General features: G+C 71.4%; 22 protein-coding genes. 16 read left to right on the forward strand and 6 right to left on the reverse strand.

Annotated features, from left to right (window positions below; all coding sequences use genetic code 11):
• Positions 1–26: 26 nt before the first annotated feature.
• Positions 27–404 carry a DUF4259 domain-containing protein gene (locus ACWGR4_RS25215; protein ID WP_452132787.1) on the reverse strand — a complete coding sequence of 126 codons (378 nt, stop codon included), beginning with the start codon at positions 402–404 and terminating at the stop codon, positions 27–29.
• Positions 405–594: 190 nt separating this feature from the next.
• On the opposite strand from ACWGR4_RS25215, the gene ACWGR4_RS25220 reads away from it, so the two are divergent.
• Positions 595–1,815 carry a sensor histidine kinase gene (locus tag ACWGR4_RS25220; protein WP_452132788.1) on the forward strand — a complete coding sequence of 407 codons (1,221 nt, stop codon included), beginning with the start codon at positions 595–597 and terminating at the stop codon, positions 1,813–1,815.
• The gene (locus ACWGR4_RS25225) at positions 1,812–2,489 is read left to right on the forward strand and encodes a response regulator (RefSeq protein WP_452132789.1); all 678 of its coding nucleotides are present in this window, start codon (positions 1,812–1,814) and stop codon (positions 2,487–2,489) included. The genes ACWGR4_RS25220 and ACWGR4_RS25225 overlap by 4 nt, the downstream gene beginning before the upstream one ends.
• Before the next feature lie 94 nt (positions 2,490–2,583).
• Here ACWGR4_RS25225 and ACWGR4_RS25230 read toward each other — a convergent pair whose 3' ends face one another.
• A complete protein-coding gene (locus ACWGR4_RS25230) occupies positions 2,584–3,156 on the reverse strand; it encodes a MarR family winged helix-turn-helix transcriptional regulator (protein ID WP_380007342.1) in 573 nt (190 codons plus the stop codon).
• 197 nt (positions 3,157–3,353) lie between these two features.
• On the opposite strand from ACWGR4_RS25230, the gene ACWGR4_RS25235 reads away from it, so the two are divergent.
• Positions 3,354–4,817, forward strand: a complete 1,464-nt coding sequence (locus tag ACWGR4_RS25235; protein ID WP_452132790.1) for an APC family permease — start codon at positions 3,354–3,356, stop codon at positions 4,815–4,817.
• A 63-nt stretch (positions 4,818–4,880) separates the two neighbouring features.
• Here the strand turns inward: ACWGR4_RS25235 and ACWGR4_RS25240 are convergent, their stop codons facing one another.
• The gene (locus tag ACWGR4_RS25240) at positions 4,881–5,696 is read right to left on the reverse strand and encodes an acetoacetate decarboxylase family protein (protein WP_452132710.1); all 816 of its coding nucleotides are present in this window, start codon (positions 5,694–5,696) and stop codon (positions 4,881–4,883) included.
• A 194-nt stretch (positions 5,697–5,890) separates the two neighbouring features.
• Between ACWGR4_RS25240 and ACWGR4_RS25245 the strand changes: the two genes are divergently transcribed.
• From ACWGR4_RS25245 to ACWGR4_RS25255, 3 genes are all read left to right on the forward strand, one after another.
• A complete protein-coding gene (locus ACWGR4_RS25245; protein ID WP_452132711.1) occupies positions 5,891–7,249 on the forward strand; it encodes a glutamine synthetase family protein in 1,359 nt (452 codons plus the stop codon).
• A 48-nt stretch (positions 7,250–7,297) separates the two neighbouring features.
• Positions 7,298–8,545, forward strand: coding sequence for a cytochrome P450 (locus tag ACWGR4_RS25250; protein ID WP_452132722.1), 1,248 nt, complete (start codon positions 7,298–7,300; stop codon positions 8,543–8,545).
• Between the two features lie 98 nt (positions 8,546–8,643).
• The gene (locus ACWGR4_RS25255; RefSeq protein ID WP_452132712.1) at positions 8,644–9,699 is read left to right on the forward strand and encodes a PI-PLC domain-containing protein; all 1,056 of its coding nucleotides are present in this window, start codon (positions 8,644–8,646) and stop codon (positions 9,697–9,699) included.
• A gap of 264 nt (positions 9,700–9,963) precedes the next feature.
• Here ACWGR4_RS25255 and ACWGR4_RS25260 read toward each other — a convergent pair whose 3' ends face one another.
• On the reverse strand, positions 9,964–10,653 hold the full coding sequence (locus ACWGR4_RS25260) for an HU family DNA-binding protein (protein WP_380007357.1): 690 nt from the start codon (positions 10,651–10,653) through the stop codon (positions 9,964–9,966).
• Between the two features lie 1,506 nt (positions 10,654–12,159).
• Positions 12,160–12,555: an MmcQ/YjbR family DNA-binding protein gene (locus ACWGR4_RS25265; RefSeq protein WP_380007457.1), complete on the reverse strand. Its 396-nt coding sequence runs from the start codon at positions 12,553–12,555 to the stop codon at positions 12,160–12,162.
• Positions 12,556–12,767: 212 nt separating this feature from the next.
• Between ACWGR4_RS25265 and ACWGR4_RS25270 the strand changes: the two genes are divergently transcribed.
• From ACWGR4_RS25270 to ACWGR4_RS25295, 6 genes are all read left to right on the forward strand, one after another.
• The gene (locus tag ACWGR4_RS25270) at positions 12,768–13,295 is read left to right on the forward strand and encodes a gamma carbonic anhydrase family protein (RefSeq protein WP_380007361.1); all 528 of its coding nucleotides are present in this window, start codon (positions 12,768–12,770) and stop codon (positions 13,293–13,295) included.
• 540 nt (positions 13,296–13,835) lie between these two features.
• A complete protein-coding gene (locus ACWGR4_RS25275) occupies positions 13,836–15,032 on the forward strand; it encodes a globin domain-containing protein (protein ID WP_452132713.1) in 1,197 nt (398 codons plus the stop codon).
• Between the two features lie 398 nt (positions 15,033–15,430).
• Positions 15,431–16,486: a nitric oxide synthase oxygenase gene (locus ACWGR4_RS25280; RefSeq protein WP_452134242.1), complete on the forward strand. Its 1,056-nt coding sequence runs from the start codon at positions 15,431–15,433 to the stop codon at positions 16,484–16,486.
• 56 nt (positions 16,487–16,542) lie between these two features.
• The gene (locus ACWGR4_RS25285) at positions 16,543–17,223 is read left to right on the forward strand and encodes a TetR/AcrR family transcriptional regulator (protein ID WP_380007367.1); all 681 of its coding nucleotides are present in this window, start codon (positions 16,543–16,545) and stop codon (positions 17,221–17,223) included.
• Entirely contained in the window at positions 17,220–17,993 is a 774-nt protein-coding gene (locus ACWGR4_RS25290) for an SDR family NAD(P)-dependent oxidoreductase (RefSeq protein ID WP_452132714.1), read from the forward strand. Before ACWGR4_RS25285 ends, ACWGR4_RS25290 begins: the two co-directional genes overlap by 4 nt.
• 137 nt (positions 17,994–18,130) lie before the next feature.
• Positions 18,131–18,340 carry a cold-shock protein gene (locus tag ACWGR4_RS25295; RefSeq protein WP_380007373.1) on the forward strand — a complete coding sequence of 70 codons (210 nt, stop codon included), beginning with the start codon at positions 18,131–18,133 and terminating at the stop codon, positions 18,338–18,340.
• A 132-nt stretch (positions 18,341–18,472) separates the two neighbouring features.
• Here ACWGR4_RS25295 and ACWGR4_RS25300 read toward each other — a convergent pair whose 3' ends face one another.
• A complete protein-coding gene (locus ACWGR4_RS25300) occupies positions 18,473–18,967 on the reverse strand; it encodes a PaaI family thioesterase (RefSeq protein ID WP_126642249.1) in 495 nt (164 codons plus the stop codon).
• 224 nt (positions 18,968–19,191) lie between these two features.
• Between ACWGR4_RS25300 and ACWGR4_RS25305 the strand changes: the two genes are divergently transcribed.
• The 4 genes from ACWGR4_RS25305 to ACWGR4_RS25320 all read left to right on the forward strand — a co-directional run bounded on the left by ACWGR4_RS25305 (position 19,192) and on the right by ACWGR4_RS25320 (position 23,308).
• A complete protein-coding gene (locus tag ACWGR4_RS25305; protein WP_452132715.1) occupies positions 19,192–21,180 on the forward strand; it encodes an ABC1 kinase family protein in 1,989 nt (662 codons plus the stop codon).
• A 179-nt stretch (positions 21,181–21,359) separates the two neighbouring features.
• Positions 21,360–22,064, forward strand: coding sequence for a hypothetical protein (locus tag ACWGR4_RS25310; RefSeq protein WP_380007379.1), 705 nt, complete (start codon positions 21,360–21,362; stop codon positions 22,062–22,064).
• 150 nt (positions 22,065–22,214) lie between these two features.
• Positions 22,215–22,973, forward strand: coding sequence for a class I SAM-dependent methyltransferase (locus tag ACWGR4_RS25315; protein ID WP_380007382.1), 759 nt, complete (start codon positions 22,215–22,217; stop codon positions 22,971–22,973).
• Between the two features lie 128 nt (positions 22,974–23,101).
• Positions 23,102–23,308, forward strand: a complete 207-nt coding sequence (locus ACWGR4_RS25320) for a hypothetical protein (protein ID WP_380007385.1) — start codon at positions 23,102–23,104, stop codon at positions 23,306–23,308.
• Positions 23,309–23,400: the final 92 nt, after the last annotated feature.

Consider the following 23,400-nt stretch of genomic DNA (forward strand, 5'->3'; position numbering starts at 1 on the left):
CGCGGCACCACTCGGCGCGCGGCGTGCTATCGGGCGGCCTCGGTACACGCCCGCACCATGCGGTCGAACGTGGCGACCAGGATCGCCCGCCGCTCCCGCTTCCACTCCTCCGACGGCCCCAGACCGTCGATGGTCCGCTCCCAGACACCCACGAAGGTCTCCTTCCACCCCTCGACCACCTCGGCGGCGGGCATGCTGTCGGCGACATAGCCGGCGTCGTACAGCGCGCACACCAGCTCCAGGTTGCACGGGATCGCCACACCCCAGTACTCGTCCGGCTCCAGCTGCACCGGATCGTCCGCCGCCATCACCTCGGCGACCTCGTCGACGAGCCGATCCACGATCATCGTCAAGTGCTCATGGGCGGGATCGCTGTCGAAGTTACCGCTGCCCCACGTACCCACGTTTCCTCCTCGTCCGGACCACCCGCTCGCTGCGGCGCACCGAGCGAAGCAGACCCGTCCGACATCCGCCGGCCTCCGGGTAGCCGCCCGGGTGTACGCCCGGCGGCGGACGTTCGACACACACACCGCCGGCTACGATCGGCCGGTGCCCGCAGACAACTCGTCTCCCCCGATATCGACCCCGACCCGGATGGCAACACCATTCCGGCTCGAACCGCCGCGTACTCCGCGCCGGCCACGTCCACCCGGCCTGCCCGCCGGCATCCGCGCCGTCCTCGCCCCGCTGCTCGGCCTGTGCACGGCCGCGGCGTGGGTCGTGCTGCACGTGCTGCTGTACGCGACGCGGGAACCTTTCGCGCACTGGGCGATGTCGGGCGCGGCGCTCGTGGCCGTGCTGCTCGCGCTGCCGGTGGGGCCACTGCGCCACCGGCCGTTGCCGGTGCTCGCGGTCATGGTGGCCGAGTCGATCGCGGTGTTGGTGCTGCGCGACCGGGCCTGGCCGCTGTTCCCGGCCCTCGCCGTCCTGGTCGGCCGGTTCGCGGCCGGTGCGCCGCGCCGCGCCGGCATCGTCGTGGCCGCGCTGGTACCGGCCGTGTGGAGCGCGGTGTTCGTCAGCCGGTGGGCCGGCGCATCCCACGGCGATACCGTCGGCGACCTGCTCTCCCAACTCGCGGCCGGCCTCGCCACAGTGCTGATCGGCTGGCTGATCGGCAACTCCTTCGGCCGGCGCCGCGACCACATCGAAGCCCTGCGCGTGCAGACGGCCGCCCGCGCGGTACTGGCCGAACGACTGCGGATCGCCCGCGAGTTGCACGACATGGTGGCGCACAGCATCGGCGTGATCGCGATCCAGGCGGGCGCGGCGAGCCTGGTCCTGGACACGCAGCCGGCCGGCGCGCGCACCGCACTCGACGCGATCGAGACCACCAGCCGGCAGACCCTGGCCGAACTGCGCCGGATGCTGGTGTCGCTGCGCCGGGTGGACGGCGACGACGAGGCCGGGGCGGACGGCGCTCGACTCGCGCCCGCGGTCGGCCTGGAAGGAGTCGACCGGTTGGCCGCGACCACGGCGGCGGCAGGTGTACGGGTGGACGTGACCTGGCACGGGCACCGCCGCCCGCTGCCGCCCGAGATCGACCTGGCGGCGTTCCGGATCATCCAGGAGTCGGTTACCAACGCGGTGCGCCACTCCGGCACCCGGCGGTGTCGGGTGTCCGTGGAGTACCTGGCCGACGAGGTGGCCATCGAGGTGATCGACGACGGCGACGGCCCGCCGCCGGTCGGGGTGTCCGGCGGCACCGGCCTCGGCATCGCCGGGATGCGCGAGCGGGTGGCCCTGGTCGGCGGGCGGTTCGGCGCCGGGGCGCGGCCCGAGGGCGGCTTCCGGGTCGCGGCGAGGTTGCCCGCGTGAGCACCCGCGTCGTCCTGGTCGACGACCAGGAACTGATCCGCGCCGGCCTGGGCATGGTCATCGCCGGCCTGCCCGACCTGGAGGTGGTCGGCGAGGCCGGTACCGGCACGCGCGCCGTCGAACTGGCCGCCGCGCTGCGCCCGGACGTGGTGGTGATGGACATCCGGATGCCCGGCATGGACGGCATCGAGGCCACCCGGATCATCACCGCCGAGTGCCCGACCACCCGGGTCCTGGTGCTGACCACGTTCGACGACGACGAGAACGTGTACGGCGCACTGCGCGCGGGCGCCGCCGGATTCCTGGTCAAGGACATGGCACTGGTGGACATCCTCGCCGCCATCCGGGTGGTGGCCGGCGGCGACGGGCTGATCGCGCCGAGCGTCACCCGCCGATTGATCGCCGAGTTCGCCTGCCGCCCCGAACCCGCCGGCGACCCGGACCGGGTGACCCGCCGGGACGCCGCGCTGCCCGGCATCACCAACCGTGAACGCGAGGTACTCACCCTGGTCGGACGCGGCCTGACCAACACCGAGATCGCCGCCGAGTTGTACATCGGCCCCGCCACCGCGAAAACCCACGTGGGCCGACTACTGACCAAACTCGGCGCCCGCGACCGCGTACAACTCGTCATCGCCGCCTACGAGGCGGGCCTGGTAACACCACCGAGCTGACCCCATCACACCAGGCCACCCCGCGCCGGACCGATCCGCCGCGGCCGGCCCGCACCAGACCACCCCGCGCCGCACCCGGCCGATCCGACCCCGGCTACCCCTTCGGCCGTCGCCCCCCGCGCCTCGGCTTCGGTTCGCCGCCGGCCAGGAGTTCCTGGCGGCGTTCCTCTCCCCTGGCCTCCAGTTGCGCCACGATGCGGCGCAGGCCGTCGGCCAGGGTGAGGCATTCGTCCGGGGTCAGGTCGTCGGCGACGAAGGCCTCCTCGGCGTTGAAGGCCGGGAAGACCCGGGCCATCAGCTCCTCGCCGGCGGGGGTCAGCGAGAGCAGCACGAGCCGGCCGTCGGTGGCGTGCGCCGTGCGGTTGAGCAGCCCGCGCGTCTCCAGCGTGCGGGCCACGCCGGTGAGCGTGCCCTTGGAGATACCCGCCTCCTCGGCGACGTGCCGGGTCTCGCTCTCGCCCCAGATCCACACCTCCCACAACACCGTGAACGCGGTCCAGGTGAGTTCGGCGTCGCGCAGCACCGAGTTCTCCAGGTGCTGGCGCACCGCGGCGGCGGCCCGATAGATGTTCGACACCGCGGCCATCTGCTCGCGCCGCAGCGGGATGTCGCCCAGCCGGGCCTGAACGGCCTTCTCCGTCTCGGTGATGGACCGCTTGCCGACCAACGTGCCCCGCCTTATCTAGTCGTGCGCGTATCCGACCCCGGCCCGATACGCCCTGTGCACCTTGAAATCTAGCTCTTGTGAGGACCTGTTTGCATCCGTACGATCGGCGGCACCCACAGGTCGTACGGACCCAAACGAATGGCTTCCCGCCCGTTCCCACCGGTCCCCACCCGTCCCCATCCTCGGAGGCGCCGGACATGGCAGTCAGAGAAGCGTCGACGAACAACTCCCCCGGCCCCGACCCGACCGTGTCCTCCCGCGGTTCGCTCGGTGTCGCGCACATCGTCTTCTTCGTGGTGGCGGCCTCCGCGCCCCTCACCGTCGCCGCCGGCGGCATCCCGCAGAGCCTCGCGGTCACCGAGACGTCCGGCATACCGGCGGCCTACCTCGTCCTGGCCGCCCTGCTCGCCGTCTTCAGCGTCGGCTACGCGGCGATGAGCCGACGGATCACCGGCGCGGGCGCGTTCTACGCCTACGTGGCCCAGGGCCTGGGCCGGGTCGCCGGCCTCGGCGCCGCGTTCATCGCGCTGATCTCGTACAACGCCATGCAGATCGGCATCTACGGCCTGTTCGGCTTCACCACGGCCGACTTCCTGGACGCCAAGTTCGGGTGGCACGTCGACTGGTGGGTGATCGTCCTGGTCGGCATCGCGGTCGTCGGCACCCTCGGCTACCTGCGGATCGACCTCAACGCGCGGGTGCTGGCCGCGCTGCTGATCGCCGAGACGATCACCGTACTGGTCTTCGACATCGGCGCGTTCGGCCACGCTCCCGAGGGCGTGTCGCTGCACCCCTTCTCCTGGGACGCGCTGACCACCGGCTCGATGGGCGCGGCCTTGTGCTTCGTGATGGCCTCCTTCACCGGCTTCGAGTCGGCCGCGATCTACGGCGAGGAGTGCCGGGATCCCCGGCGCACCGTGGCCCGCTCGACCTACATCTCGGTCGGCGTGATCGGCGTGCTGTACGCGATCACCGCCTGGGCGCTGATCAGCGGCGCGGGTACCGACAAGGCGGTCGCGGCGGCGGGCGAGCACGGGCCGAACCTGATCTTCGTGCTCGGCGGCGACCAGATCGGCTCGGGTTTCGCCGACGTGGCCCAGGTGTTCCTGATCACCAGCCTGTTCGCCGCGCTGCTGTCCTTCCACAACGCGGTCGCGCGCTACTTCTTCGCGCTCGGCCGCGAGGGGGTGCTGCCGACCCCGCTGGGCCGCACCCATCCGCGCAACGACTCCCCGCACCTGGGTTCGGCCACCCAGACCGTGCTCGCCGCGGCGGTGGTGATCGTGTTCGCCGTGCTCGACCGCGACCCGATGGCGACCCTGTTCAACTGGTTCACCAACCTGGGCGCGCTCGGCGTGATGTTGCTCCTGGTGCTGACCTCGCTCGCGGTGATCGCCTTTTTCCTGCGACGCGGCGCCGACGGCGAGAACGCGTGGAGCCGGTTGTTGGCGCCCGCCGTCGCCGCGGTGCTGCTCGCGGTGGTGTTCGTCGCCGCCCTGGACAACTTCGGCGTACTCCTGGGCGTCGACTCGGGCTCCGCGCTGCGCTGGGTACTGCCCGCGCTGGTGCTCGGCTCGGGGGTGGTCGGCGCGCTGTTCGCGCTGTACCTGCGCGCGGCGCGACCGCACGTGTACGCGGGCATCGGGCGAGGGCGCGGCTGACCGCGTACGCGTGAAGGACCCTGCCGGTCGGCAGGGTCCTTCACGCGTGTGCTCCCGCCGGGCCTACGCCGCGCCCGACGCGCCGCTCGCCAGCAGCGTGCCGCCGTTCCAGACCACGCCGACCTGGCGGTAGTAGGCGCCGATCGGCTCGATCGGCTCCAGCCGGGCCAGTTCCTCCGTGGGCGCCTCGAACAGGGTCAGCTCCGCGTCGCCGGCCCACGCCTGCCCGCCCTCGGCGGACTCGGCGCCGGTGACCACCAGTTCGTCCAGGGCCAGTCCCCCGCCCGGTTCGATCGACGGCAACCAGCGGTGGTGCGCCATCGGATGCCCGTTGACGAAGCCGTTGGTCGGCACAGGCTCGCGCAGCGTCACCACCACCTCGGCGAGGCGCCGGTCGGCGGCGGCGAGGGTGGCGCCGAACCTCGCGCCCGCCTCGATACGGGGCGCCGGGCCGTACGGGTGCGGCCGGGTCTGGTGGATCGAGCCCAGCTTCTTCGGATAGCCCTGGTGCAGTCCGCGCGCGATGGCGAAGTCCTTGTCCACCCAGATGTACACGCAGCGCGAGTAGGTCACCCCCGCGTAGCGGCAGCGCACCACCACGAAGCACTCCTTGTACTGCGCGCGCACCGGGTCGAGCAGTTCGCCCCGCCCGGCCGAGCAGGACTGCCAGTCGGCCCAGATCAGCGCGACCGCGCCGGGGTCCTCGTCGGCGAGTTCGAGTTGCGGGGGCAGCAGTTCGGCCACCCGGGCGGGGTCGGTGCGGTATTCGACGGTGAGCAGGTCGCCGGAGTAGTGCCACGGGGGTGCGGGGATCATCGACGACCGGCCCGTGCCGGTCTTGGGGTGGAAGAAACCGTGTACGCCGCGTACGCCGGTCATGGCGCCTCCCTCTGCGAGCCCGAAGCCGAGCCGAGCGAATCGTTTGGGTCCGTACGATATGCCTCCCACTCCGCGTTGTCACGTGCGTAAAAGGCTTGTCCAACCCCTTGTGCGACACCTGCGACCTTCATATGGTTTGGGCTCAAACGAATCGGCTCGTGTCGCCGCCGTCCATCCCGTGCGAGGAGAATCCGGTGAATCCATCCGAGTCGGACCGGGTCCACGACATCGTCGCCGACCTGCGGGCGCGTGGCATCGACGTGGTCCGAGTCGCCTACCCGGACCTGATCGGCACCGATCGTGGTCGCGACGTGCTGGTGGACCACCTGCCGTCGGTGCACACCCACGGACTGGCCTTCTGTCGCGCGGTCTTCCACACCACACCCCGGGGCGAGACCGTCGCGGTCGCCGGCGGCATGGACGCGGGGTTGCCGGACATCTGCGTGTACCCGGACCCGGACACCCTGGTCGACATCCCATGGGAGCCGGGCGTGGCGTGGTGTCTGGGTGACACCGTGGACCCGGCGACCGGGCGACCCGCCGCCGAGGCGCCGCGCTCGGTGCTGCGCGACGTGCTGCGTCGCATGGCCGACGAGACCGGGCTGCGGCCGGTGGTCGGGCCCGAGTTGGAATACTTCCTGTGCGAGCCGGATCCGGACGTCCGGGGCGGGTGGCGGCGGTACGGCGACGCGCCGGGCAACGTCTACGTCGCGGGCCGGCGCGGCGACCCGGACGGCCACCTGCTGCGCACCCTGCGCCACCTCGGGAAGCTGGGCATCGGCGCCACCACCGGCAACCACGAGTACTGCTCGGGCCAGTTCGAGATCAACCTGCACCACTCGGACGCGCTCGATGCCGCCGACCGGGCCTTCCGCTTCAAGGCATCGGTCAAGGAACTGGCCCGTCTGGAAGGCAGGTTGGCCACCTTCATGGCCAAACCCTTCGCGGACGAGGGTGGTTCCGGGTTCCATCTGCACCTGAGCTGCGTGGACCCGGACGGGACCAACGCGTTCGACGACCCCGACGGGGCACACGGCCTGTCCACGGTCGCGCACCACGCCATCGCCGGCGTACTCGCCCACGCCCCCGCGCTGGCCGCGCTGCTGAACCCGACGGTCAACTCGTACAAACGTTTCGGCCCGGACACGCTCGCGCCGTGGCTGATCGACTGGGGACTGGACAACCGCAGCGCGATGGTCCGGATACCGCCCGAGCGCGGCGCCGGCGCGCGCCTGGAGATCCGCCTCGGCGACGCGAGCGCGAACCCGTACCTGGCCGTCGCCGGGCTGCTCGCCGCGGTACATCTGGGCCTGCGCGACAAGGCGATGCCGCCGCCCCCGCTGGAGGGGTACGGCTACGACACCGCCAAGGCGCCGGTCCTGCCCGCGACGCTGACCGAGGCGCTGGACGCCTTCGCGGTCGACGACGCGCTCGTCGCGCTGCTCGGCGCGGAGTTCACCGACGCCTTCCTCACCTACAAGCGCGACGAGGTCGCCCGCTTCCACCGGCACGTCACCGACTGGGAGTTCACCGAGTACGCCCACCACCTCTGAGGAGCCTGCGTGCGCACCCCCACCACCGCCTCGGCGACGCCCGAGCCGATGCCGCTCGACGAGATCGACCTCGCGGACAACGACCGTTTCCTCGACGGCGAGACGCCGTGGCGCATGTTCCACACGCTGCGCCGCGAGGATCCCGTGCACTGGCAGCCCGAACCGGCGCCGAACAGCGGCTTCTGGGCGCTCACCCGGCATGCCGACATCGTCGCGGTCGACCGCGACCCGCAGACCTTCACCTCCACGCGCTTCACCAACCTGGAGGAGGTCGACGACTCGCAGATCGCCATCCGCCGCTCGCTCCTGGAGACCGACGGCCTGCGCCACGGCGCCCTGCGCAGGCTGCTGCAAAAGCAGTTCACGCCGCGCGCGATCGCCGACTACGGCACGTTCCTGCGCGGGCTGACCGCCCGCACCCTCGACAACGCGCTGGCCAAGGGCACGTTCGACTTCGTGCGCGAGGTCTCCGCCGACTTCCCGATCAACGTGCTGGCCAAGATGCTGGACGTGCCGGGTGAGGACACCGGGAAGCTGATCGACTGGGGCAACCGCATCATCGGCAACACCGATCCGGACTACGCGGACGTACTCCTGGAGAGCGCGGAGAGCGAGCGGTATCGCGACCTGCCCTTCCGCAGCCCGGCCTCACTCGAAGTCTTCGCCTACGGAAGGGAGTTGGCCGAACGTCGCCGGGGCGGCGAGGGCACCGACCTGGTCAGCCGGTTGGTCAACCGGGCCCCCTCCGACGGGGTGCCGCTGTCGCGGCACGACTTCGACAACTACTTCCTGCTCCTGGTCGTGGCCGGCAACGAGACCACCCGACACGCGATCTCGCACTCGATGCTGGCCCTGCTGGACAACCCGACCCAGCTGGAGCTGCTGCGCGACAACCTCGCGCTGATGCCGGACGCCGTCGAGGAGTTCCTGCGCTGGGCTTCGCCCGTCTACCACTTCCGCCGCACCGCGACCCGGGACGCCGAGGTCGGCGGCAGGCGGATCCGCGAGGGCGACAAGGTGGTGATGTGGTTCGCCTCGGGCAACCGGGACGAGGCGGTGTTCGAGAACCCGTACGACTTCGACGTCACCCGACGCGGCGTCGACCACGTCACCTTCGGCAAGGGCGGCCCGCACTTCTGCCTCGGCAACGCCCTGGCCCGCCTGGAGATGCGGATCATGTTCGAGGAACTGCTCCCCCGGATCGCCGACATCCGTCTGGCGGGCGCGGTCCGCCGGGTCCGCTCGAACTTCGTCAACGGCATCAAGGAACTCCCGGTGACGGTGACGTTGGCCTGAGCGCCGGCATGCGTGATGCCGGACCGCTCGAAAAGGGTCGCGGGCAGGTCGGTTCGTGGGGGTCACATCGTTGGGGATTTTGGGTACGGTCCCGGGCCATGGACTCTTCCGGCGGCGTCTCGGCCGCCTCTCTCGGATCCCCGGAACACCGCGGCGCGCGCGGTGGGTCGCGCTCGATCGGCCGGCCCGGACTCGGGCTGCTCGTCGCGGTGTTCGCCCTCCTGGCCGCCCTCCTCCCCTCGGCCGCCTCCGCCGCACCCCTCACCGCCGCGGAGCAACGCTGGGGCAACGCCCGGCTGGATCAGGTCGGTTCGCTGACCACGCACAACTCGTTCACCAACTACGAGGACTCCCGGTGGTCCTCGGTCAACCAATCCGAGTCGGTGCGCAACCAGTTGGCCGGCGGCGTACGCGGATTGATGCTCGACACACACTGGTACGAGCACAGCACCGCGCTGTGCGTGATCAGCTTCGGCAGCGACTGCTACCCGAGCGACGTCTACCTGTGCCACGGCAACTGCAAGGCGTTCGCGGGAGTGACGTACGCACTGCCCCGGCAGAGCTTCGCGGGCACGATGCAGACCGTCGTGGACTTCCTGACCGCGAATCCGCTGGAGGTGGTGACCGTCTTCCTGGAGGACTACGTCGACACCGAGCAACTGCGCGGCTCGCTCGGCCGGGTGCGCGGCCTGTCGGATCTGCTGTTCCGCCCGGACGCCGCCGGGGTGCGCGACAACGGCTGGCCGAGGGTGGCGGACCTGGTCGGCGCGAACAAGCGGCTGTTGATGTTCTCCGACCGGTCGGACAAGACGAGTCTGGGGGTGATGTACGACAAGGCGTGGACCGTGCAGAACTACTGGAGCCTGGGCGACCTGGGCAACGACCTCGCCTGTACGAGCCGCTGGTCGGACGTGCCGTTGGACCGAACCGAACCGGGCTTTCGCCGGTTGTTCGTGATGAGCCACTTCCGCAACGTGCCCACGGTGGGCACCGCGGCACTGGACAACGGGACCAAGCTCAGAAACCGAATCGCACAGCAGTGCGAACAGGCGGCGGGTCGGGCCCCCAACTTCGTCGCGGTCGACTTCCATCGACTGTCGGACGGGAGCGGCCATACCCCGGCGTCGATCGTGGCCGAGCTGAACGGGCGGTAGCCGGCGCCGGGCCCGTCGCGGCGGCGGGTGCGGCGCGGACGGGCTCGGGGCGGAATCGGCCGGGTGACTCCGTGGTGTCCGGTCGAGCGTGGTCGACCACCACGGTGTGCCGCGACGGGTGGTCGACGAGATGGTGCTTCGGCGGGTCGCCCCGCCGGAGCGTGTGCGTATCGGGAGGTGGGCCACCGTGCCGCGCCGGCGCGGCGAGCCCGGTCGGACCGCCCCGTGTGGGCGGTCCGACCATCACATCCGACCGGGTGGTCCTCAGGCGCGGTTGGCGGTACGAGCGCCGGTCGCGCGCTTGGCGGCGGTGCCCTTGCGACCGGACGCGCCGCGCGTCGGCGGCTTGGCGGCCTTCTTGGCGGTGGTCTTCGCCGGGGTCGCCTTGGCCGTGGTCTTCTTGGCGGTCGTCTTCTTGGCGGTCACCTTCTTGGCGGTGGTCTTCTTCGCCGCGGTGGTCTTGGCCGCGGTCGCCCGGGTGGTGGCCTTCTTCGCGGTGGTCTTGCGCGCGGCGGCCGGCGCGGCGGCGCGCGTGGTGGCCTTCTTGGCCGTCTTCTTGGCGGTGGCCTTCTTCGCGGTGGTCTTCTTGGCCGCGGCCTTCTTGCCCGCGACGGTGGTGCCGCCGGACACGGTGCCCGGGGACGCCTTCTTGATCGCGGTCTCGCCCTTGGTCAGCTTCTTGGTACCGCCGGTGAGGTCCTTGAAGCCCTGGCCCGGGCGGAAGCGCGGCACCGACGTCTTCTTGACCCGAACCCGTTCGCCCGTCTGGGGGTTACGGGCGTAACGAGCGGCCCGGTCGACCTTCTCGAACGACCCGAAGCCGGTGACCGAGACCCGGTCGCCCGCGACGACCGAACGAATGATGGTGTCCAAAACCGCGTCGACCGCTTCCTCTGCCGCAGCCCGGCCGCCGAGCTTGTCGGCGATGGCTTCGACGAGTTGTGCCTTGTTCATGAGACGCCTTTCGTGGTGCGGGGGTACCGATCGCTTTCGACCGGCCGGACCATCCGACCGATCGGGTCGAACGCCGTTGCGCCAGTACCCATTTCCATGACTGTAACTCTCCGTCACACGGGGGGCATTTCGAACTGCGGTAACGACGCGCTCGAAACACCCCCTTGGATCAACGACGCGGACCCCGCACGGAGATCGGTCCGACACCGACCAAATCCGCGTATCCGGTCCCGACGTTCGCCGCCCGAGGACCGTTTTCCCCTTGTGGGACAAGGCCCGAGGCGGCACGAGGGCGCTCGGATCGGGCGCACGAAACACCCCTTCGGCCCCCTGTCGAGGGTCCGGTAATCGGGAAATACGCGCCGCCACGCGGCCCGTCGAAACCGATTTCCCGCCCCGGCGCGCCAACGCCCGTCGGCGCACGGGACGGAACTCGGCGCCCCAACACAAGGCGTCGGCCGGGCCGAAGGCGTGCCCGCGGGCCGAACTCGGGACATCGGGCGGCCCCACGGCGGGATGGGCACCGGCGGCGGAAAGGCCGCGGGCGCAGGCCGATCCGGGGCCGCGAGGGCGGATGCGCGGCCGGGGACGCCATTGGGCGGGCCGGGAAAGGGCCCACACGCGGGACAGAGTCGCTCAAAGCGCCCCGGTCGACCCCTGGGACGGGCGGTGGACTCCAGGCCCGTGGAGGGCGATTCAGGGCGGTCCGGGGCGAACCGGATCCCGAAACAGGTGGATCCCGGCGAAGGAAGGCACATCCGGGCCGGATTCTCGAGACCCTGCGCCGAATCGGACCGATCGCCCCCGGAACCCACCACGAAACACCACGGATCAGCGCACCGGGTGCGCGAATCCCGATGCCACGGAGGGCGCGTAGAGCCCACGGCCCGGCCCGGCCCCGACCGGGCACGCGGCCGGCCAGGCCCAGCAGCCCACCCCGGCTCCGGCGGGCGCCCCGGCCGGGGCGGCGCAATTCCGTGAACCCGCAGCTCACCGCACTCCACCCGGCCGACGGCTCGCGGAGACTCACCCTCAGTCACCCTCGCACCCGTTCCGTATTGCCGTGCCGAACCCGTTCCGGAATTCCGACTTCGGCATGCCGAATAGCGGTTGGCGGACCCGAGAAAGCGAACGAATGAGCGATAAATCGAACGGCGCCGAACCAATCCGCGCCCCCGCGCGGGGGCACACCGGCGTCCTCGACCCAGGCTCGGGGCGCAGCAGGCGGGCGGACGACCTCCACCACCCGCCCCGACGGTCCCGGGAAATCGTCCACGGCCCCACGGCCTCACGGCCCGAACCCACACCCTCCCGATACGTGCGGCCACCACCGACCGGGCGGGCCGCCCCGAGGGCGACGACCACGAGCCGCCCCGTCCCGGAACTCGTCGCAGCGGTCACCCTGTTGCGCCGACCCCCTCCGAACCCGCCGGCGGAAAACGCCGGTTGGCCGCCACCTCGTGCGGCCGCAGGGCCGGCCGGGAGGACCGGAAGGTGCCGGCACCGTTATCCGTCCTCGCGATTGCGCTCCCGCTGCCCCGGCCAGTCGAGCCTGAGCCGTTGCAGTCGCGGCAGCGAGGCGACCACCAGGTCGTAGGAGTCCTCGATCAGGTCCCGCACCATTGCCTCCGGCAGCGAGCCGTCCAGGGTCACGGTGTTCCAGTGCCGCTTGTTGAGGTGATAGCCGGGCACGATCGCGGGGTGATCGCTCCGCAGCCGAACCGCCAGGTCCGGATCGCACTTCAGGCTCACCCGCAGCGGCGGCGGGTCGGTCAGCGTGGACAGGGCGAAGATCTTCCCACCGACCTTGAAGGTCGACACATCCGGGTTCCGTCCGAACGGAAACTCCTCGACGGCGCCGTTGAAGCCGAGGCACACCCCCCGAAGCCGCCCCGCACCCATCCCCGCCAATCGCCGCGCATCAGCCATCCCGCCAGTATGCCCAGGCATCGGGCGCGCATCCCGGCGACATCGCGGCGCGCGACCTTCGCGTCGCGGAATCCGGCTGAGGCAGCCCCCCGAGCGCGGCCGGGCACTGCCGGTCAGGGGCCGCGGAGCCGCGGCTACAGTGCCAGAGTCGCGGATCGGGTGGGTCCGCGTGTCGAAGGAGGGTCATGTCCAACCCGCTGATCGCCGCCGTGGGCGGACGCGTTCCCCAGGTCGATCCCGCCGCGTTCGTCGCGGTGAACGCGACCGTGGTCGGCGCCGTCACCCTCTCCGCCGGGTCGAGCGTCTGGTACGGCGCGGTGTTGCGCGGCGACGCCGAGTCGATCGCCGTGGGCCCCGAAACCAATATCCAGGACAACTGCACCGTGCACAGCGACCCCGATTTCCCCACGGTGATCGGCGCGCGGGTGTCCGTGGGCCACAACGCGGTACTGCACGGCTGCACGATCGAGGACGACGTCCTGGTCGGGATGAACTCCACCATCCTCAACGGCGCGCACATCGGCGCCGGCGCCCTGATCGCCGCCGGCGCGGTGGTCCCGCAGGGCATGCGGGTACCGCCGGGCATGTTGGTCGCCGGCGTACCGGGCCGGATCCGGCGCGAACTCACCGAGGAGGAGCGCGCCGGCATCAAGGCCAACGGCGTCGGCTACCGGTTCCTGGCGCAGGCCCACGGCGAGATCACCCCGCTCTGACCCCACCCGCACCGCCGACGGATCGCGCCCTCGCATCGACTCGGGGCACGGTCCGTGCGCATATGCAGACTTTTCGGGCGGGCGGCGACGCTTCGCCGAGTCGATTCCCGGGCGTCGCGCCCCCGCCGACAACGGCCGAGGCGCGGCCGCTCGCGCGATGCGTCCGCGACGCGCGTAGACACGATTCGGCGCGTGCCGCCGGCCTCCGAGGCGACACACGCGGCCGCCTCGGATTTCGGACGGCGGTTCTCGACGCCCTCGCGCGCCGCTCTCCGCCGGCCGGAATTGCACTCTCACCTGGGGGTTTACCACTCCCATACGTGTACGTACGGCTGCGGAGAGTGTGGGTGGATTACCGATCAACCGGCGCATAACAGACTTCTGTTCCTCCAGAACCGGAACCGGGCCTTCGACTTGACGGCGGGGCAATGATCCGATGATCGTGTTCCGGCCGCCGGTGTTCCGCGATGGACTCGCGAAGGACTCGCGACGGAACCGGCCGAGCAACCCTCTTGTGGAAGGGCTACCGATGGGCCGATTTTGGAATCCAACGACGCAGACCACATCCGACATAACGACGCCGACTTCATCCGGTACAACCTCGCGGTCGTCGCTCCTCGGGCCGCCGACGTCACGTCCCACTTCTACGCGCTGCTGTTCCTGCGGCGGCCCGAACTGCGCGACCTTTTCCCCCCGGCGATGGACGTCCAGCGCGATCGCCTGCTGCACGCGTTGATCCGCATCGTCGGCGATCTGGACGACGCTCCCGCGCTGCACGGCTACCTCGGCCAACTCGGACGCGACCATCGCAAGTTCGACGTGATCGCCGAACACTACGACCTGGTCGGGGAATGCCTGGTCGCCGCCCTCGCCCGCTACAGCGGCGAAACCTGGAACGACGCAGTGCAGGCCGCCTGGGTGCGCGCGTACGGCGCGGCGGCCAAAATCATGATCGGCGCCGCCGACGAGGACGCCCGGACCAACCCCCCGCACTGGGCGGCCGAAATCGTCTCGCACCACAAGGCCGCCGACGACATCGCGGTGGTCACCGTGCGCCCCGACGTCCCGTTCCCGTACCGGGCCGGCCAGTACACGTTCCTGGAAACCCCGTGGTGGCCACGGGTATGGCGGGCCTACTCGATCGCCAACGCGCCCGACCCCCAGGGCCTGCTCACCTTCCACGTGCGCTCGGTACCGGCCGGTTGGGTCAGCAACGCCCTGGTCCACAAGGCCAAGCCGGGCGACCGGATCAAACTCGGCGCCGCCATGGGCGAGATGGTCGTCGACCACCTGGCACCCAACCCGATGTTGTGCGTCGCGGGCGGCACCGGATTGGCGCCGCTGAAGGCGATGGTGGAGGAACTGGCCTACTACGGCACCGATCGGTTCGTCGACCTCTTCTACGGCGCCAGCGCACACAGCGGCCTGTACGGCCTGGAGGACCTGCTGCGCCTGTCCCAGAAGGTGTCCTGGCTGCGGGTCAGACCCGCGCTCGACGATCTGACCCTGGCCGGGATCAGCGGAGGGATCTCGGAAGTGGTCGGCGAGTACGGACCGCGCTTCGACTGCGACGCATACCTCAGCGGACCACCCGCGATGGTGCTCGACAGCGCCCGGGTACTGCGCCGACTGGGCCTGAACAGAAGCCAGATCCACCACGATCCGGTCGTCGGCGCGTACGCCGCCGAGGCCGAGGTCGAGACACCGACCCCCGTCGCCGCGGAGGCACCCGGCTGAACCCTCGGACCACCCTCGCCGTCTCGTACCCCGCCCAGACCCGAAACAGGCTCCCGCGACCCCGTCGTCGCGCCGCCGAGCCGGTTCCCAGGAGAACGTTGACCGAACACGGCAGCACCCGAATCCGCGAGGATCAGCCGTCACCCGTCGGGTCCCATCCCGAAGTTCCGTCACCGCCCGACGAAGTCGCCTGCCCCACGGGCCGATTCCCCGCCCCACCGGGCCACCCTCCCGCAGCGGCGATCGCAACGGGCGCGATACCGGCCCAACTCCCCGCATCGGCGGCATCCCTGCCCGCCCCACCACCGCTGATCCACTCCCCGCGCCCCCACGGCGCCGTCGATCCCGAACTCGCCCGCTCCTTCCTGGAGCGTTTCCTCCGCGAAACCAAGTCCCCCGTGGATCCCGCGAGTCGATGGCGTGAGATCGCCGAGCAGATCCGGGACACCGGCACCTACACCCACACCTCCGCCGAACTCACCTGGGGCGCCCGGGTCGCCTGGCGCAACTCGGCGCGCTGCATCGGCCGGCTGTATTGGAACAGCCTGGCCGTGCGCGACCGCCGGCACGTGAGCCGGCCCGACGAAGTCGCCGCGCAGTGCGCCGGGCACCTGCGCGAGACCTGGCGCGGCGGCCGGATCCGCCCGACCCTCACGGTGTTCGCCCCCGACACCCCCACCGGTCCGCAGGTACGGATCTGGAACGAGCAGCTGATCCGCTACGCCGGCTACCGTCGCGCGGACGGCACCCCGGTGGGCGACGGCCGCAATCTCGGCATCACCGACCTCGCCCACGAACTCGGCTGGCGCGGCGAGGGCACCGAGTTCGACCCGCTGCCGCTGATCATCGAGGGCCGGGACGGCCGACTGCGGCCGTACGCACTGCCCCCGGACGCGATCCGCGAGATCGCGCTGACCCACCCCGAACACCCGGGTTTCGCCGACCTGGGGCTGCGCTGGCACGCGGTCCCGGCGATCTCCAACATGCGCTTGGAGATCGGCGGCGTCTCGTACAGCGCGGCGCCGTTCAACGGCTGGTACATGGGCACCGAGATCGGCGCCCGCAACCTGGTCGACACGGATCGCTACGACGCGCTGCCGGCGATCGCCGAGTTGTTCGCGCTGGACACCTCCAGCGAGCGCACGCTGTGGCGCGATCGGGCCCTGATCGAGCTCAACCGGGCCGTACTGCACTCCTTCGACACGGCCGGCGCGACCATCACCGACCACCACACCGAGTCCACCCGCTTCCTGCGCCACGTCGAGCGCGAGGCCGAGGCGGGCCGCAGGTGTCCGGCGGACTGGAGCTGGATCGTGCCACCGGTCTCGGGCGGGCTGACCCCGGTGTACCACCGCTACTACGACGACCACGACGAACACACCCTGACCCCGGCGTACGTCCTCGACGAGGCGGCGACCCGACGGGCGGCGGGCGAGGTCGGAGGGCTGGGGTAGTCCGAGACCGAGGCAGGTTATGTCTCATTGGGACAATAGAGTGTTACGCTGCTGATATGAGCATCGACGACCCCGAGTCCGACGGCCGTCGGCAACGCACCCGGCGCAGTCGGGAGGCGATGTCCGACGCCGCCGTCGAGCTGCTGCTCGCGCACGGTCTCGACGGGGTCACCGTCGAGGCTGTCGCCGAGCGGGCCGGGGTCACACGCCGCACGTTCAGTCGGCACTTCGCCGGCAAGGAGGACGCGATCCTCGCCGAGTTCCGGGAGAACACCGCCCGGATCAACGACGCGCTGCGTGCCCGTCCCGAGGCCGAACCGCCGCTGCTCGCCTACCGCGCCGCGGTGGCCGACTGGCTGGCGGTCGAGTACACCGCGGCCGACGCCCGGCTCGCCCGGCACCTGGAACTGTTCCGCCGGGTCGACGGCGAGCCCGCGCTGTTCGGCGCCTACCAGCGGATCCGGATCGAGGCCGAGGCCGAATCGGTGCGGGTGATCGCGGCCCGTCTGGGTGTCGACCCCGACCTCGATCCGCGCCCCGCGGTGGTCGTCGGGGCCGGCGCCGGCACCCTGGTCGCCGCGTTGCGGGCCTGGGCCCGGACCGGCGATCCGGGCGCGCTGCCCGCGCTCGCCGAGCGGTTCTTCGATGCCCTGGTCGGCACGCTCGCCGACCCGACGGGGGACGTCCATCCCACATCAGGCAACACCCGTTCCACAAAGGTCGTGAACCACCCATGAGCACCACCGCCCCCGAGTACGCCGTCGAGTTCGCCGGCAAGGTCGCCCTCGTCACCGGCGCGGCCTCCGGCATCGGCCTGGCCATCGCCCACCGGCTCGCCGCGGGCGGCGCCGCGGTCGTCCTGGCCGACTTCAACGAGGCCGGCGCCCGGGAGGCCGCCGACGCCCTGTCCGCCGACGGCGCGCGGGCCGCGGCGGTCGCGGTGGACGTGACCGACCCGGACTCGGTCGAGGCCGCCGTACGCTTCACCGTCGAGACCTTCGGCGCGCTGCACCTGGCGGTCAACAACGCGGGCATCGCCGGGCCGAGCGGACCCACCGGCGAGTACGACGTCGCGGCGTGGGACCGGGTGATCGCCACCGACCTGTCCGGGGTCTTCTACTCGATGCGCCACGAACTGCCCGCGATCCTGGCCGCCGGCGGCGGGGCCGTGGTCAACATGTCGTCGATCCTGGGCACCAACGGCTTCGCCGGTCAGGCCGCCTACGTCGCCGCCAAGCACGGGGTGATCGGCCTGACCAAGACCGCCGCCGTCGAATACGCCGAACACGGCGTGCGGATCAACGCGGTGGGCCCCGGGTTCATCGAGACCCCACTGCTGCGGGACAGCGACGAGGAGCAGCACGCGCTGCTGGTCTCGTTGCACCCGCAGGGCCGCCTGGGCACCGCCGAGGAGGTCGCCGAACTGACCGCGTTCCTCCTGTCCGACCGGGCCTCGTTCGTCCAGGGCGGCTACCACCTGGTGGACGGCGGCTACTCGGCCCGCTGAGCCGATCCGGGGCCGCCGCCCGCGTCCGCCGCGTGTTTCGCCGCCGGCCGGGCGGGAAATCTCGGGGGCCGCAGTCGCGACGAGGCTCCGGCGGACGCGCCCGTCGCGCGTCGTGGCATCAGATGAAGGAATGAACGATGGCAACAGGCAAGGTGAAGTGGTTCAACGCGGACAAGGGCTTCGGCTTCATCGAGCAGGATGACAAGGGTCCGGACGTCTTCGTCCACTTCTCCGCCATCCAGGGCACCGGCTTCAAGCAGTTGGAGGAGAACGACAGGGTGGAGTACGACGTCACCCAGGGCCCCAAGGGTCCTCAGGCGGAGAACGTCTCCGTCATCCGCGACTGAGTCGCGGTCGCCGGTTCGACCGCACGCTCGACCGCACATCGGGGCATCGCCGGGACCACGGTCCCGCCGGTGCCCCGGCCGCGTTTCGCCCGAAGGTCGTGTCCGACCCGACGGCCGGAACAGCCGCGCGGGTCAAGGCGTCGGCAGGTCGAACAGCATGCACGTGCTGGTGGCGTGGGCCAGCAGCCGGTCGTTCGCGTCGTACAGGCCGGCCTCGGCGAGGGCGGTGCGTCGGCCCCGGGTGAGCACGGTGCCGATCGCCCGGACCTTGCCCGTGTCCACCGTCATCGGCCGCAGGAACCGGGTGGACAGGTCGAGCGAGGTGTAGCCGACGCCCTTGGCGAGGGTGGTGTGCACGGCGCAGCCGGCCGCCGAGTCGAGCAGGGTGGCGTAGAGCCCGCCGTGCACGCTGCCGATCGGGTTGTAGTGCTCCTCGCCCGGGACCACGGCGAACACGGCCCGTCCCTCCTCGACCTCCTCCAGGGTGAAGTCGAGGTTGGCCGCGATCGGCGGTCCGGGCAACCGTCCGGCCACCATCTCGCGCAGGAAGTCCAGTCCCGACATGGTGCCCACGGCGACGGCGGAGAGCTTCGGGTCCTGCCAGGTGAACGTGCGCGACCGAGTCATGTGCTTTCCGATCTTCTTCCCGACGACGAGGGCGAGGGCGGCGACGCCCTACGACGATGATGATCCAAGCCCTCGACACCGCTTCGCCCGGCCCCGGGTGGGGGCTCGGGCGGTAGGTTCTCCCCCGCACGTGCAAGATCACTCGGGGAAGGTCTCATCAGCATGTCGCATGGATTCTCGGCGCCCGCCGACGCACACGCCATACTCGCGGCCGGCTCCCGGGGGTGCTCGTGCTGAGCGCGGGTGAGGCCGGCGTGGATCGGGGCGTGTTGTGGGTGGCCACCACGCTCACCGCGCTGGCCCTCGTCGTCGGACTGGCCTGGGGCGCCCGGCGGTTGCTGGGGTTGCCGGTGGGCACGAGGCGTACGCTCGCCGCGGGGCTGCTCGGCATGGTCGTGTCGTGGGCCGTCGGCGGCAACATCCAACGGCACAACCCCGGCGTCTTCATGACCGTGACGCTCGGCGTGGCGCTGCTCGCCTCGATGACGTTCATCGTGGTGATCGAGGCGCTGGTGCCGAGCGGGTCGTGGCCCGGCACGGTCGAGTTCGTCCGCGGACTGCGTCGGCGCGCCGCGCGGGGGCGGCGCTACTCGCAGATCAGCCGGATCGCCGCCCGCCACGGACTGGGCCCGTATCTGCGCGGTCGGCGCCGGGCCGACCCCGACGGCCGGCGCGCGGTCCTGGCCCGATCGTTGCAACAGGCGCTCCAGGAGGGCGGGGTCACCTTCGTCAAGCTGGGCCAGGTGTTGTCCACCCGCCGCGACCTGCTGCCGGTCGAGTTCGTGGACGCGCTCGCGCTGCTCCAGCACCGGGTCGCGCCCGCGCCGTGGGCCGAGGTCGAGGCGGTACTGGCCGCCGAGTTGGGCGCGCCGGTGTCCGACGTCTTCGCCGAATTCGACCCGGAGCCGCTGGCGGCCGCGTCGATCGCCCAGGTGCATCGGGCCCGGTTGCGCTCGGGCGGCGAGGTCGTGGTGAAGATACAGCGCCCCGGGATCGGGCCGATCGTCGAGCGGGACCTGGACATCCTGGCCCGGCTCGCGGCGAGTCTGGATCGGCGCACCACGTGGGGACACACGCTCGGACTGGTCGAGTTGGCCGACGGCTTCGCGGTCGCGTTGCGCGAGGAGTTGGACTTCCGGATCGAGGCGCGCAACACCGCCGCGGTGCTGGCCGCCGGGTCCGGTCGGCGGGATCCGAATCTGATCCTGCCCCGGCCGCACCCCGAGTTGAGCACCGCGCGGGTGCTGGTCCTGGATCTGCTGGACGGGATACCGCTGGGGATCGCCGTGCGGACGCTGGACGAACGCGGGGTCGACCGGGGCGGGTTGGCCCGTACGCTGCTCGGCGAGTTGTTGCGGCAGATCATGTTCGACGGGGTGTTCCACGCCGACCCGCATCCGGGCAACATCATGCTGTTGACCGACGGCCGGTTGGCGCTGCTCGACTTCGGCTCGGTGGGCCGGATCGACGCACAACTGCGGGGCGGATTGCAGGATCTGCTGCTCGCGCTCGGCCGGGCCGATCCCGCCGCGATGTCCGACGCGCTGCTGCGGGTGGTGACCCGCCCGGCGGAGTTGGACGAGCAGCGGCTGCAACGTGCGCTCGGCCAGTTCATGGCCCGCCATCTCAGCGCGGGTCTGGCGCCGGACATGGCCATGTTCACCGACCTGTTCCGGCTCGTGTCCGCGTTCGAGCTGACCGTGGCGCCGGAGATCGCGGCGGTGTTTCGGGCGCTGGCCACGGTCGAGGGCACGCTCACCGGGATCGAACCGGGCTTCGACATCTTCGCCGAGGCACGCGGCTATGCGACCGCGCACGTCACCGAACAGTTCGAACCGGGCAGCCTGCGCGACGCGGCCACGAGCGAACTGCTGCACCTGCTCCCGGTATTGCGCCGACTTCCGCGCCGCTTCGAGCGGCTGACGGGGGCGCTGGAGGAGGGACGACTGGGCGTCAACGTACGGCTGTTGGCCGACGAGCGTGATCGCCGGGTGGTCACCTCGATGCTGCATCGGACGCTGCTGACCGTGCTGGGGGCGACCGCCGGGATCATGGCGGTCCTGCTCCTGGGCACCGAGGGCGGGCCGCGTGTGGGCGAAAGTGTGGGGCTGTACCAGGTGTTCGGCTACAACCTGCTCGTGGTCAGCTGCGTACTGGTGTTGCGGGTGCTGTTCACCATCTTCCGTGCGGAGCGGGTCGAGACCCGGCGCTGACGGACTGCCGTGTTCCGTACCGGAATTGGCGATGCCTCGCACGAATCGGTGACGCTGTGCCCGGTCGTGGCCACTCTCCGGTATCTTTCTGTTTCATGATCATTTCGATGGTCGTGCGCCACACCCGTCCCGCCCTTCGTCCGTCCCATGACGACCCGTGCATCCAGGGGGAATCCCATATGAAGCGTTGGCCTGCCGCCCTTGTCCTCGCGTTCGGCATCACCATCGGCGCCGGCGGCGCCCAGAGCGCGGTCGCCGCGTCCACGCACACCCCGGCCTGCGTGGCCGACGCCTCGCCCGGGCACACGCGCCGGCATCTGCCGGTGGCGGAGATCTTCGTGACCGACAACACCGCCGTGATCAGCGATCCGAACGATCCCCGACTGCGGACGGAACTGAACCGCTTCGCCTGCCAGGTGCGTGCGACGATCCGCGCGCACGGTGCCGACCCGGACAAGTCCTCGCTGCTGGACGGGGTGTTCTGGTCCGGCGAGTCGCAGAGTGTCACCTACGAGCGCTCGCGCGAGTTCGACGTCGACGGCCTGGACGCGGCGGAGCTGAACCACATCGCCGACGTGCTGCGCAAGCGCTACGACCAGGAGTCGGTGCTCACCTTCGAGTACCTGCGCGCCGACTCCCCGCGCGCGGACGCGATCGAGGTCGAGGTGCCGGACGTGAGCGTGCAGCGGCTGCACGACGGGCTCGCCGCCGACCCGGAGGCGCGCGAGCGTCTCTTCGGCGGCTCGGTCACGGTGCGCGGCGGCAAGCTGATCCTGGTCGCCGACCGCGCGGACGCGGCCCTGGTCGAGCGCTTCGTCACCACCCTGGGCGGCGACTGGTCGTCGGCCACGGTCCACTACGGGGACCGGGAGTTCGTCGGCTAGCACGACGACCGGGCGGTGCGGTGCGGGATGTGTGGCGACGACGGCCTTCGTCGCCGCATCCCGCACCCTCCGCGCGCGGCGGGTTTTGCGATGACAGGCCGGGGCGGAAAACGTTTGCCGGATGGGTTGCGGCGCGATATCGATGTGGATATGTCACGCACCTTTGCAGACCTGACGGCCGAGGCCGAGTCGGTGTCCGTGGCCGGCTGGGACTTCTCCTGGTTGGCCGGACGGGCCACCGAGGCCCGCCCCTCGTGGGGATACCAGCGGCTGATGGGCGAACGTCTGGCCGGTGTGTCCGCCGCCCTCGACATCCAGACCGGCGGCGGGGAAGTGTTGGCCGGCGTACCGAAGTTGCCGCCCACCATGGTCGCCACCGAGTCGTGGCCGCCGAACGTGGCCAAGGCCACGGAGTTGTTGCACCCGCTCGGCGCGGTGGTGGTCGCCGACGCCGACGAGCCGCCGCTGCCGTTCGCCGACGCCGCCTTCGACCTGGTCACCAGCCGCCATCCGGCGACGATTTGGTGGTCGGAGATCGCCCGCGTGTTGCGGCCCGGCGGCACCTATCTGGCCCAGCATGTCGGCCCGGCCTCGGTGTTCGAGCTGGTCGAATACTTCCTGGGCCCGCAGCCCGAGGCGCGCAAGGGTCGGCACCCGGACACCGAGAGCGCCGACGCACGGGCCGCCGGTCTGGAGATCGTCGATCTGCGGACGGAACGGCTGCGGATGGAGTTCTTCGACGTCGGCGCGGTCGTCTACTTCCTGCGCAAGGTGATCTGGCTGGTGCCCGACTTCACCGTGGACGCCTACCGGGACCGGCTCCACGACCTGCACGAACTCATCGAACGGGACGGACCGTTCGTCGCGCACTCGACCCGGGTGCTGTTCGAGGCGCGGCGGCCCGACTGAGCCGGCCGGGGGCGCGCGGACTGCGCGCCGGGGACGAGCGCCGGGGTACGCCGGAGCGGACCCCGCCCACGCAGGCCCGGGCGGGTGACATGCCGTAGCCCCCGGCCGATCCCGGCGTTGAGCACGGTATGACCCAGACTCGACGCATCATCGCCGCCGTGGTCCTGGCGACGGGCGCCGCCGCACTCGCCACTCCCGTCGCGAACGCGGGCACCCCGCCCCCGGACATCGCCCTCACCACCCCCGACAGCACCGCCTCGGCCGCCAAGGGCGTCACCCCGGAGCAGGCCCTGGGCACCGCCATGAGCTCCCTCGTCGGCGGCCTCGCCCACTGACCCACTCGCAGCTCGCGGCGGCCCCGTCCGCCGCCGGCCGGACCGACCGCCGCCGCCCCTCCCTCCGGGGCGCGGCGGTTTCCCGTTACCGG

Source organism: Embleya sp. NPDC055664, from assembly GCF_053618075.1.

Excerpts from the sequence above, each read along its gene's own strand:
- ACWGR4_RS25220 (WP_452132788.1), top strand. The coding sequence starts at position 595 with ATGGCAACACCATTCCGGCTCGAACCGCCGCGTACTCCGCGCCGGCCA.
- ACWGR4_RS25235 (WP_452132790.1), top strand. The coding sequence starts at position 3,354 with ATGGCAGTCAGAGAAGCGTCGACGAACAACTCCCCCGGCCCCGACCCG.
- ACWGR4_RS25240 (WP_452132710.1), bottom strand. The coding sequence starts at position 5,696 with ATGACCGGCGTACGCGGCGTACACGGTTTCTTCCACCCCAAGACCGGC.
- ACWGR4_RS25250 (WP_452132722.1), top strand. The coding sequence starts at position 7,298 with ATGCCGCTCGACGAGATCGACCTCGCGGACAACGACCGTTTCCTCGAC.
- ACWGR4_RS25255 (WP_452132712.1), top strand. The coding sequence starts at position 8,644 with ATGGACTCTTCCGGCGGCGTCTCGGCCGCCTCTCTCGGATCCCCGGAA.
- ACWGR4_RS25260 (WP_380007357.1), bottom strand. The coding sequence starts at position 10,653 with ATGAACAAGGCACAACTCGTCGAAGCCATCGCCGACAAGCTCGGCGGC.
- ACWGR4_RS25265 (WP_380007457.1), bottom strand. The coding sequence starts at position 12,555 with ATGGGTGCGGGGCGGCTTCGGGGGGTGTGCCTCGGCTTCAACGGCGCC.
- ACWGR4_RS25270 (WP_380007361.1), top strand. The coding sequence starts at position 12,768 with ATGTCCAACCCGCTGATCGCCGCCGTGGGCGGACGCGTTCCCCAGGTC.
- ACWGR4_RS25285 (WP_380007367.1), top strand. The coding sequence starts at position 16,543 with ATGAGCATCGACGACCCCGAGTCCGACGGCCGTCGGCAACGCACCCGG.
- ACWGR4_RS25290 (WP_452132714.1), top strand. The coding sequence starts at position 17,220 with ATGAGCACCACCGCCCCCGAGTACGCCGTCGAGTTCGCCGGCAAGGTC.
- ACWGR4_RS25295 (WP_380007373.1), top strand. The coding sequence starts at position 18,131 with ATGGCAACAGGCAAGGTGAAGTGGTTCAACGCGGACAAGGGCTTCGGC.
- ACWGR4_RS25300 (WP_126642249.1), bottom strand. The coding sequence starts at position 18,967 with ATGACTCGGTCGCGCACGTTCACCTGGCAGGACCCGAAGCTCTCCGCC.
- ACWGR4_RS25310 (WP_380007379.1), top strand. The coding sequence starts at position 21,360 with ATGAAGCGTTGGCCTGCCGCCCTTGTCCTCGCGTTCGGCATCACCATC.
- ACWGR4_RS25315 (WP_380007382.1), top strand. The coding sequence starts at position 22,215 with ATGTCACGCACCTTTGCAGACCTGACGGCCGAGGCCGAGTCGGTGTCC.
- ACWGR4_RS25320 (WP_380007385.1), top strand. The coding sequence starts at position 23,102 with ATGACCCAGACTCGACGCATCATCGCCGCCGTGGTCCTGGCGACGGGC.